The organism is Wolbachia endosymbiont (group A) of Lasioglossum morio, assembly GCF_947250585.1.
In the GTDB taxonomy this organism is placed as follows: Bacteria; Pseudomonadota; Alphaproteobacteria; order Rickettsiales; family Anaplasmataceae; genus Wolbachia; species Wolbachia pipientis.
The window spans coordinates 769,635-781,383 of sequence record NZ_OX366327.1 but is presented as its reverse complement, the minus strand read 5'-3'; the positions used below and the strand labels follow the sequence as shown (position 1 = coordinate 781,383).

At 35.3% G+C, this 11,749-nt stretch carries 7 protein-coding genes; 2 read left to right on the top strand and 5 right to left on the bottom strand.

Annotated elements, in window-relative coordinates:
• Window positions 1-59: 59 nt before the first annotated feature.
• The gene (locus OOK89_RS03835; RefSeq protein ID WP_264718754.1) at window positions 60-773 is read right to left on the bottom strand and encodes a hypothetical protein; all 714 of its coding nucleotides are present in this window, start codon (window positions 771-773) and stop codon (window positions 60-62) included.
• A 150-nt stretch (window positions 774-923) separates the two neighbouring features.
• Between OOK89_RS03835 and gltX the strand changes: the two genes are divergently transcribed.
• Window positions 924-2,354 (top strand): glutamate--tRNA ligase, encoded by a 1,431-nt coding sequence (gene gltX, locus OOK89_RS03830; RefSeq protein WP_264718752.1) that lies wholly within the window; start codon window positions 924-926, stop codon window positions 2,352-2,354.
• Window positions 2,355-3,099: 745 nt separating this feature from the next.
• Window positions 3,100-4,899, top strand: a complete 1,800-nt coding sequence (gene sdhA / locus OOK89_RS03825; protein WP_151807886.1) for a succinate dehydrogenase flavoprotein subunit — start codon at window positions 3,100-3,102, stop codon at window positions 4,897-4,899.
• Here sdhA and OOK89_RS03820 read toward each other — a convergent pair whose 3' ends face one another.
• From OOK89_RS03820 to OOK89_RS03805, 4 genes are all read right to left on the bottom strand, one after another.
• On the bottom strand, window positions 4,900-7,704 hold the full coding sequence (locus OOK89_RS03820) for an ankyrin repeat domain-containing protein (protein ID WP_264718751.1): 2,805 nt from the start codon (window positions 7,702-7,704) through the stop codon (window positions 4,900-4,902). It abuts the gene before it with no gap.
• Between the two features lie 286 nt (window positions 7,705-7,990).
• Window positions 7,991-8,596, bottom strand: coding sequence for a guanylate kinase (gene gmk, locus OOK89_RS03815; RefSeq protein WP_151807884.1), 606 nt, complete (start codon window positions 8,594-8,596; stop codon window positions 7,991-7,993).
• Window positions 8,580-10,385 carry a pentapeptide repeat-containing protein gene (locus OOK89_RS03810; protein WP_264718749.1) on the bottom strand — a complete coding sequence of 602 codons (1,806 nt, stop codon included), beginning with the start codon at window positions 10,383-10,385 and terminating at the stop codon, window positions 8,580-8,582. Before OOK89_RS03810 ends, gmk begins: the two co-directional genes overlap by 17 nt.
• On the bottom strand, window positions 10,378-11,571 hold the full coding sequence (locus OOK89_RS03805) for an ankyrin repeat domain-containing protein (RefSeq protein ID WP_077188062.1): 1,194 nt from the start codon (window positions 11,569-11,571) through the stop codon (window positions 10,378-10,380). Before OOK89_RS03805 ends, OOK89_RS03810 begins: the two co-directional genes overlap by 8 nt.
• Window positions 11,572-11,749 lie beyond the last annotated feature (178 nt).

Genomic DNA, 11,749 nt, shown 5'->3' with positions numbered 1-11,749 from the left:
TCAGTATACTTTCTTAGCTTGAGAAAGTAAATTTCTATATCATTGCCTGCAATTTTTTGTTATATCCTTGCAAGATCCGCATTACTAAAAGTTTCTACTGGAGTGCTCACGTCATGCAAGTCATGTATCTCACTAAATACTTTGCCTGACAGATACGCAGCCCCACCAGAAATTATCCCAGCCATCGAAGCCAATGCAAGAGACTGAGAAACTAAAAATAAAAAGTATAAAGACAAACATAAAGCAGCAATACATGCTATCGCTCCTACTATATATAAGCATAGGCGAAACTTCTGGTTACATATAAAGCTGTCTTTTATGCCTGCGATTTCTTTTATTTCTTTTTTGACTGTCTTACTAACCCAGTCAAGAGGAGTCTTTTTAGATTGATCTAGCGCACATCTATTGCACAATGCCTCTTTAACATAATTTTTGACATTTTCTAATTTTTTCGGATCACAATTTGGGTTAGTTTTTTCAGACTCCAAATGCTTGAATATTCCTTTTACTACACTTGGTAATATCCCCACTTCTGCTGCTATATGAAATGGATTTTCATGATCTTTATTGTACTCTAACAAATGAACATTACTTTCAACACTTTTCTTGAAAATAGATAAAAACTTATCAACCTTTCCTGTTTTTGCAGCTAAATGCAGGAGATTATCTCCCCTAATTCTTTGTTTTGTTTTATCAAATGGGCCGGTGTAATGCCAATTGATATTAGCTTCATTATCTGAAAGCAATTTTGCTATATCTACAAGTTCATACATAACTCACCTCGCTATATTTAACCAACACTAAATTATACAACACGATTTATTAAAAATAAAGAAAATTTAATCTCTCAGGATAAATAAATTCTACATTGTTACAAACGTGGATTTTAGGTATCATAGCCTATACTTTACTGTAACAATAACATGCTAGACGTAGTCACGAGATTCGCTCCATCACCAACAGGGTTTTTGCACATTGGTGGGGCTCGTACTGCGTTATTTAATTGGCTCTATGCAAAGCATCATGGTGGCAGGTTTTTGCTAAGAATTGAGGACACCGACAGAAAACGTTCAACGAAAGAAGCAATTGATGCAATTATAGAAGGGCTAAGATGGCTCGGTGTGAGCTATGATGGGGAAATAGTATATCAGTCAAAAAGAATAGAGCGGCATAAAGAAGTAGCAAACCTTTTAGTTGAGAAGGGTAGGGCGTATCACTGTTATTGCCCTGAGGATGAAGTTGCAGAAAAGAAAATAAAAGCAAGAGAAGAGGGCAAGATATACAAGCATAAATGTACTACAAAACCTCCTTCTTGTCATCCAAGTAGCCGACACTGGGATCCAGAAGAAAATATGTGGTCACGCGCTGGAATGACATCGGGTGTGAGGTCAGTTGTCCGCTTTAAAGTGCCAGATTCGCAAGAGATCGTTATTGATGATAAAATATACGGCCAAATCAAAGTAAATAGCAACCAGCTTGATGATATAGTGATCTTACGCTCTGACAACACTCCAACATATATTTTTGCTGTCGTAATTGACGATCATGATGCTGGAATAACTGATATAATACGCGGTTCTGACCATCTCACTAATACCTTTAAACATCTGCTAATATACCAGGCTCTTGATTTTGACATTCCACGCTTTGCACATGTGCCGCTTATCCATGGGGAAGATGGGAATAAGCTATCCAAAAGGCATGGTGCAACAAGCGTTTGCGATTATGAAAAGATGGGAATATTGCCAAAAGCGATGCGTAATTACTTGCTGAGACTTGGCTGGAGTCACGGCAACGATGAGATTATTAGCGATGAGCAAGCAATAGAGTGGTTTAATTTAGAAAGTATTGGTCGTTCACCTGCACGGCTCGATTTCAAAAAACTGGAGCATTTGAATAACCACTATATTAGTAATATGAGCAATGAAGATATTCTGACTCTAATGCTTGGAGAAAATACTCTAACTGACAAAAAAAAGGGCTATTTACTGCAGGGACTGACAGAGCTAAAAAAAAGAGCAAACTACCTGACCGAATTATTGGATTTAGCAAAATTTTATATTCAAGATCCGCCACTTGATTTAAGTGAAGAGGCTGAGCAAATTGTCAAATCTAACCTCGATATAATCAAGTTACTCGCGTCATTTCTGTCAAAGATCGGTGATGAAAATTGGAATAAGGGTTTTTTATCTTCTCAGATCAAGGAATGTGCAAAATTGCACGATATGAAAATAAGCGATGTATACCACTCATTACGCGCCCCTATAACTGGAGTAATGGATGCACCTGGAATCATTGATATCATGGTGATTCTTGGTAAAGATGAGTGTATAAGAAGGTTACAAGCAATTTAAATGAAATAAGAAAATTTCTTGACAAGCTTTGCCAGCCCCTTTATCATGACAGTGAAGCTATTGTATTTGCTTTCGCCAATCTGCAGATTAAAAGGTAAGGATTACTTAATGTATCGGCGTCTTATGTTTAATTTTTTGCAGTATATAGATACTGTATGTCTTTACAAAACTTCATCTACATCTAGATTTTTATCTAAATAAGCTGAACGCGCTTACAAAGCGTTACAAGACATCAAAAAATGCCAATACTCGACAAAGATAGTAAAAGACTAGCTAACTCGGGGATTCTTTGTCTTTTTTTCTGCTTGGTAAATTTCTTAAACATTTGCAGCGTAGGTTAGTTGCAATTAAAAGCAGCTGAATTTCGCTTGTCAAGCGTTTAAAACATAAAAAACGCCAATATTTTAAAGCGGATAATAACCACGGGGCTTCTTTTGCCTTTTTTTTCGTTTGGTAAATTTCTTAATGTTTATAGCTAAACGACAATCGTCATCCCGCTGCTTGTTAGCGGGATCTAGAGATACCGCGAATGAATCGCGGTATGACGGTTCGCGGCGGCATGACAATAAGCTCGTCATCCCGCTACGTGTTAGTGGCTGAGATACTGCGGCGGTATGACGTAGGATTGCTGTCATCCCGCTACTTGTTAGCGCCGCGGCGGCATGACGTCTTAACTATAGAAAACTTGTATAGATTTTTTCTACTTCTGTGATATCATAAGCCTGTAATGATAAAATAAGTAAATATGGATAAGTCAGCGTATGAGATCATAGAACATGAGTATGACGTGGTAGTAGTAGGTGCAGGTGGAGCAGGGCTCAGAGCAACGCTTGGGATGGCTGCAACTAATTTTTCAGTTGCCTGCATTTCTAAAATTTTCCCTACACGAAGTCATACAGTTGCAGCACAAGGCGGAATTAGTGCAGCTTTAGGTAATATCGGTGAAGACGATTGGCGCTGGCATGCGTATGACACAATAAAAGGTTCAGACTGGCTTGGTGATCAAGATGCAATAGAATATATGTGTAAAAACGCTGCTAAAGCTGTTATTGAACTTGAAAATTTTGGCGTACCTTTTTCTCGTACAGAAGATGGCAAAATATACCAGCGTTCCTTTGGTGGAATGACAACTCACTTTGGTAAAGGAAAATCAGCGCAGCGCACTTGTGCGGCAGCAGATAAGACTGGGCACGCAATCCTTCACACTCTATATCAGCAGTGTCTTAAATTCAACGCTGAATTTTTTGTTGAATACTTTGTGATTGATTTAATTATGGATAGCGAAACATGCTGCGGAGTTCTTGCTTGGTCGCTATGCGACGGCACATTACATAGATTTCGTGCGCATAGAGTGGTGTTAGCAACAGGTGGATATGGACGTGTTTATTTCTCTGCAACAAGTGCGCATACCTGCACAGGTGATGGTAATGGCATGGTAGTAAGGGCTGGATTACCACTTGAAGATATGGAATTTGTACAATTTCATCCAACAGGAATATATGGCTCAGGGTGCTTGATGACAGAAGGATGCCGTGGTGAAGGGGGGTACCTCGTTAATTCTCAGGGCGAGAAGTTTATGGAACGTTACGCACCAAAAGCAAGAGATTTAGCTTCCCGTGATGTGGTAAGTCGCGCAATAACAATTGAAATTAGAGAGGGAAGGGGGGTTGGACCAAAAAAAGATCATATGTATTTAACTATAGCGCATCTTGATCCGGAAGTAATAAAACTCAGATTGCCGGGCATCAGCGAAACCGCAAGAACTTTTGCTGGAGTTGATGTCACTAAAGATCCAATACCGGTCATTCCGACTGTTCACTATAACATGGGTGGCATTCCAACCAATTATTATGGAGAAGTGATCACGCTGAAGCAAGGTAAGGAAGAAGTGGTAGATGGACTATTTGCAATTGGAGAAGCTGCATGTGTTTCTGTGCACGGTGCAAATCGACTTGGTTCTAACTCGCTTCTTGATCTTGTGGTTTTTGGTAGAGCTGCAGCGCTCAGAGCAAGAGAGAAACTAAAATCCGGTACACCACATAAAAAATTGCATTCAGACTGCACAGACTGGATAGTAGATAGATTTAATAAAATGCGATTTGCCTCCGGTGGGCTAAAAGTAGCAAAAATACGCAGCGAAATGCAGAACACTATGCAAAAGTACGCATCAGTGTTCCGTGTTGCTGAAGTTTTAGAAGAAGGCAAAAAAGCTATAAAAAAGGTAGCAAAAATGATGCCTGATATTTCACTTGAGGATCGCAGTATGATGTGGAATAGTGATTTAGTTGAAGCACTGGAGCTTGCTAACATGATCCCACAAGCGGTTATTACCATGGAATGCGCAGCTAATCGCGAGGAAAGCAGAGGTGCCCATGCTCGTGAAGACTTTCCTGAACGTGATGACAAAAACTGGATGAAGCACACTATAGCGTGGCTTGAAGAAAAGAAAGGGCAAATTAACGTAAAAATTGATTATAAAAAAGTGGCTGAAAAAACTCTGAGCGGTGAGATTGATTTCATAGCGCCAGAGAAGAGGGTTTACTAGTTACACTATCCCTACACAATTTTTCAACGAGTTTATTGATATGGCACTCATTTTAGTGTCTGGAGGACTCTCAGTATGCTCTGATTGATTTGATGATTTTTGCACCTCTTGCTCTTCTAAATCGTTGGACTTATTTTCTATATCTTTAACAGAGTTATTGCATTGTGTATCATTTTTTGGTGCGTTATCTTGAAGTGTAAGTTGCTTTTCTTCAGTAAACTTTCCTTTAATTTTTCCAAATCCTTCATAAATATTTTCTAAATTCAAGTAAATAAGATAACAAACTCCAATAACTGCTATAATAGATGAGGCAGTTGCAATTGTAATAATTCCTTGAGAAGCACTGAATATTGCTGCACAGGCTAAAGCAGCAAATACAAGCGTTGTCACTGCTTTACAAGCAACATTATTGATGTACTTCACAATATCGCGTGCTTTTAACTTCCTGCCAAAGTTGCACTTCAGTTCAGTTCTCATATCATCTGGAATAAGCGCTCTACCCATTGATTTCTCTATTCCTTTTATAGTTTTATAATACTCTTTGCTCCATAATCTTTCGGGTAGTATTAACTGCTTTGGGTCAACACCATTTTGCAATAATTTTACACAGAACTTGATCGTGTTATCACGGCTCTTAGGATTGACCAAATTATGTTTATCTTTTGTCGTCTTAGTAATTAGCGCTACTTGTAGTGGTGTGCGTTCTTTTTCGTTAGCGGCGTTTGCAGCTTTACTAAATTTCTCTTTTTCCACCGAATTTAAAATCAACTCTAAACATGTAACTTTTTGTTCTCCTTTGAATGAAGCAATATAGTGCAGAGCATTTTTTCCATCTTTATCTTGCACAGTAATATCTGCACCATTTTGTAGAAATAACTCTAAGGTTTTATACCTGCCAGTATCCTTAAATTCTTTTTTTACTACATTTTTTACTACATTTTTTATTTTATTTTTCAATGAAGGCTCTTTACTCTTTTCTTGTATGCGCTGGAGTACCTGATGGAGCGGTGTTTGCCCTTCCTTGTTAGTAGTATTTACAGCATCATCTTTATTTGAAATCAACTCTAAACATGTAACTTTTTGTTCTCCTTTTAGTAAAGCAATATAGTGCAGAGCATTTTTTCCATCTTTATCTTGCACAGTAATATCTGCACCGTTTTGTAGAAATAACTCTAAGGTTTTATACCTGCCAGTATCCTTAAATTCTTTTTTTACTACATTTTTTATTTTATTTTTCAATGAAGGTTCTTTACTCTTTTCTTGTATGCGCTGGAGTACCTGATGGAGCGGTGTTTGCTCTTTCCCGTTAACAGCATTTATAGCCTTACTAAATTCATCCTTACCTAAAGTCAACTTCAAACATGCAACTTTTTGTTCTCCTTTGAATGAAGCAATATAGTGCAGAGCATTTTTTCCATCTTTATCTTGCACAGTAATATCTGCACCATTTTTTAGCAATAGTTCTAGGGTTTCATACCTTTTAGTTTTTTCAAATTTCTTAAGTGATCGGTTCTCACTCTTCTCTTGTATGCGCTGGAGTATCTGATGGAGCGGTGTTTGCCCTTCTTTTTTATCATTTACAGCTTTTATAAATTGTTCTTTTTGGCCTGTTTCTAGCAATATATTGAGAAGTTTAAGTTTTTGTTTTGTTTCAGGTTTAACAATCAAGTGTAAAGCATTGTTACCATCTGTGTCTTTAAGGCTAATATCCGCACCTTTTTCCAATAGTTCTTTAAAAAGTTTTTTATCACTATTTTTAATTACTGGATGTAATAGATAATTATCATTACTATCTGGAGTATTTATGGTATGTGGTATAATTTCTTTAATTTTTGCTTCTGTATTGATTCTTATTTCTGGCTTTAATTTAGATTTCTTTCCTTGCTCTGCTAATTTTTCTAAGAAATTACGGTAGTATGTCTTTTGCTCCTCTTTTAAGTTTTGTAATTCTTCTGTAGATAATTCTAAATTATCAGAGCTGGCCCCATGCTCTAACAATTTTGTAAGAAACTTAAGTGTGTTATCGTTATCTTGGATTGTATGAGACTCATGTTTTTCTTTTGTTATCTTGTTAATTAGTGCCACCTGAAGAGGAGTTTTTTCGTCCTGATTTTCACTATCAACAAGTTGTGCTAGATCTTCCTTGGTGACCGTTTTTATTAGGGTACCCAGAAACTTGCATTTCTGTTTCTTTTCCAACGACGCAATGAGGTGTAAAATATTATTTCCTTTTTCATCTTTTATGCTGCTAATATCCGTACAATCTTTTAGATATTTTCTAAATTTCCTGTTATTTCCATTTTTGATCGCTTTTAGTAATAGAGCGTCGTTGTCCGTTGTTCCATTTACTTCATGATCATCTCCAACATCACTGCCGTAGCCACTCTCTGTTTCGCTGTCCCTACGGTTGTGGGTAAAACAATATCTGCTATTGTCAGTAATTTTAGAAATTACTTGCTTTTTTGTTTCATTTGATATTTTTTTCGATCGTTCTATTGCTTTATCTAGCACTGGAAGGAAGCATTGGACATAATACCTATAATATTTTTCTTGTTCTCTAAGTGATTCTTCTAATTTAGTTAATACTTCAGGGCTAGCACCTTCCTTGAATAACCTTTTACACTCCTTGAGGGTTCCATCTTGACCTCTTGGTTTTTCACGCTTGTGTTCTTCTTTTTTTACCTTTCTCTCTATAATGCCATACAATTGCTCGTCTTTTCTATCCTGCTCTTGCTTTTTATTTTTATCTATGCATTCACCTAATTTATCTGCATTAGTAGTTAGTGCAGTTATATCTATACCCATACTAAAACCTCAATATTAAAAGCTATTTAAGTTGTCAGCACTAAACTAACAACCAAGAAGTTTGACTTTTAAATTGAGCTAAACGTTGTATATGTATAGGTGGAAAGGCAGAAAACTAGTTTCTATTAGAAAATCTGTTATCATAGTCAAATCCTCACTTGAACAGTTGCTACTATTTTAACCATTTAATCTTAAAAAATAATAAATATAGCTAAACTGCGAAACGTGCTACTGGCTAAAATAGGATAAGAAACTATAGCTGCAAATATCCAAATTGATGTTTTTATCAGTCTTCCAGACTTGGTTTTTCTTTTAGTTTTTTAAGTCTTTCTTTATTTAGTATGGAGCTTATCTCTTCTACACTTTTATCAATATCATCATTGATTATTACATAATCATATTTATCACGTTTGCTTATCTCTTTTTGAGCTTCGGCTAATCTGCGCTCTATTTCGCTTGCATCATCACTATTACGCTTTTGCAAACGCAACCTAAGCTCTTCCATTGAAGGGGGAAGTATAAAAACACTTACAACTTTTTTTCTCATGAGCTTGAATAAGTGAAATGCTCCTTGCCAGTCTATGCTGAGTAAAACGCTTATTCCATTGCTTAAGTTTTGCTCTATAAAATCTCTTGGTATACCATAAAAATTCTCAAAAACTTTGGCGTATTCAAGCATTTGGCCAGCTTTGCATAACTCGTGAAATTTTTCTTCGGTAACGAAAAAATAGTCTTTTCCATTTATTTCGCCGGGGCGAGGCTTGCGTGTAGTCATAGAAACAGACCTAACTAAATTAGTTGATTGCTCAAGTAATTTTGCTGATATAGTAGTTTTTCCAGCTCCAGAAGGGGAGGATAGAACCAATAATACGCCCTCACTTTTTACGGTCATTTTTCTTTGCATTTTTTAACATGGTGCTTTTTGGATCAGAGTTTAAAAAGCTAGAACCTTCTAAATTAGAATTTGATAAGTTGGTGCCAATGAGAGAAGAGTTATCAAAGACAGTATAGCGCAAATCGGTCTTTTCAAAATTTGCCTTATTCAAATTAACGTTTACAAACTTTGCTCTACTCAATGTTGAATTAGAAAAATCGGCATTTTCTAAATTCATATTCTTAAATTCAAAGTAAGAATAATTTACATTAAATTTTTCACCCTGTGATATTTTCTCTTGCAAATCTTTAATCGAAGTTATAGCATTTTCTAAGCCTGCAAGTTTTTTCTGCCCTTGATTGTCAATCAAAATTGAATTATCAAACTTGCAACCTGTTAAATGAGCATTAGCAACTGAACTTTTATATATGCTTGAAGAGAGAAAAGACATATCACTAATTGTTGAATTACTCAAATTGCTAAGAAAAAAACTAGTTTTCCTAAAGGCATTAGCGTGAAGCAAAGAAGATCTGAAATCGCTTTCAATAAAATTTGAATTAGTTACTTTTAAATTGGACCAACTCGAATTATCAGCTAATAAATTAAAGAATGTTGAATTTTCTATTTCACTGGAATCAATATTATGGCGAGAAAGTGTACTGTTATAAACTTGAGAGTCTTGGATTTTTATCTTATACATTGAAGTTGTAGAAAGGTCTGAATCTTCTATCTTTGCAGAGGTAAATAGTGAATGGTCAAAAAATGAGCCATTCATGTTAGAATTTGCAACTTTAGTATTATGAAACTTTCCGTGACGAATGTCAGCATTAGAGACATTAACTTGATGCAGTTCACTAAAACTAAAATCAATATTGGATAAATCAGCATCATGAAGATTTGCTTCAGAAACATATGCATGTTTTATCTTGGAACCATTTAGTATAGATTGAACAAAACTTGAATTATCGTCATTCACATAGGAAATTTGTGTGTTGCTTAAATCAGTTTCGTCGAAGTTACTGTTAATTATGATAGAAGAATTAAGGCAAGCATCGGAAAGATTGCTACCTGTAAAGTCTGATTCTTTTAACTCTGCACCATATATGTTAGCATTTTTTAATGAAGAAAATTGTATCTTTAATTTATATGCATCCACTCCAAAGAAACTTGCATTATTAAGGTTGTTTTTCTGCATAACAGTATCGTTTATTTCACTATCACTAAAATTTACGTGGCTAACATTCGAGTTTGATAAGTTGGAGAAATTCATTTTCACATTCGAGAAATTAGTATGCAAACCAATTACGTTGTGCATACTCACTTTTTTGAGATCGGAACTGATAAAATCAGCATAACTAACATTAGACTGATCAAATACGATATCTGTTAAGTTTGCAGAAACAAATTTTGTAAAACTCAAATTTGTACCTTTTATTTTAATGCCATGTAAATTAGCATTGGAAAAATTAGCACCACGTAAATCAACATCAATGAAAGACACATCGGATAAATCGGTGTTAGAAAAATCGGCACCAATCAGACTTACTCCATCAAAAACAGATTTACTTAGGTACAGTTGGTTAAAATTAGCTCCATTTAAGTTAGAACCAAAACCTTTCTTAAAATCTTCTGGCACGCCCTCTTTGTGGCACTGCACCAAAAATTCAGCAAAGTCTTTTTTACTGTAAGATACGTATTTTGCATCACGCAAAGCGTTTAAAAAATCACTAATCTGATTTTTTTCATCATTTGTTTCGTTTCCATAACATAAATGACCAACTAAAATTAATATCAAAAATCTAATCATCTTGCTTATCGCACTGTATTTCTTTCGTTTTCACAGCCCAATCGTACATTGCTGAGCTTTCTTTATTGTCTATTTTTCTATCCTCCAAAAGATGTGGCATCATTTCGGCAATCGCATTTATTATATTGATCTGCTTTTTTTCGATTGCTATATCAATTGGGGATTGAAAATTATTGTTAACTACTCTAAGATCAGCACCTTGTAATAAGAGAAAGCGCACTATGTCTACCTCACCTTGTTTAACTGAATAAATGAGAGGAGTATCACCCAATTTATTTCTAAACCTTAGTATCTCTTGAATTGTTAATCCAATTTTTTCTAGCTTACTTATTACTCCTCTTAAGCAAGTTAAGTTGTTCTTCTTAATGCAGTAAAAAAATTGCTTACTGTAATCATCAATAAACACAGTTGTAGGAAGATGCTCATTAAGGCTATCATATTGTCGTTTATATATTGACTTGCTTTGTATGTCTTTATGACCCCATTCTTTTATTGGTTCTCTGTTTAGCTTTGTCCATTTTTGTAAACTTTTCTTTTCACTTTGCTCTTCTTCATCTTTTTTAGTTATAGGTTTTACTCTATTGCGGTCCTTGGAATTACTGTTTGTTTCTTTCACTTTTTTTTCTTCAGACTGATTCTCTACTTTTTCTTTTTTTCCCTCTAATAATTGACTCGCATCACTTTTTGAAAGTTCATTATCTTTTATATCAATCTTCTGATCAGCTTGTAGATTTTTTTGCGGGTTAGCTGTATTCTCATTTAAATCAGCACTTAAAGGCAAAGGCTCTGGTTTCAAATCTTTATTCACTTCTTTATTGGCCACATTTGGTAAATTTTGAGCAAATTTGTCTGTGCTTCCTTCTAGCTGGTCATTTGGCAAATCTTTATCAATCCTTTCACCTTCACTTATAGTTTTTTCAACCACGAAAGCTTTGTTCTCGTTGTGTTGCAGTTTCTCTTTATCGGTAGTGCCGTCTAATCTTTTGCTCTCAGCCTCTTGTGTTTGTTTAGCATCGACGTTGCTTTTTAACTCATCTTTTTGATTTGTGCTATCTTGCTTCCTTACACCTACATTTTCGTTTTTATGAACTGATTCAATTTTCTTTTCTTCAAATTGCTCTACAGCAAATAGGCTCAGTGATCCGAATACAACAGCTAATAATATAAAATATAAAATATTTTTCATAAATATCCCAAGCATAAGCTTAATTAAAATGATACTATAATCAAATGATTAATCTACAGTAAAAAATGCCTTAGGATTTAATTTATAAAAAAACAATAGATTTTTTGTATCTGTTCAGGGGCATCGCAAATATTGAAGCAAAGTGGTCAGTGCTTACTGTACGAACATTGTGATTTGA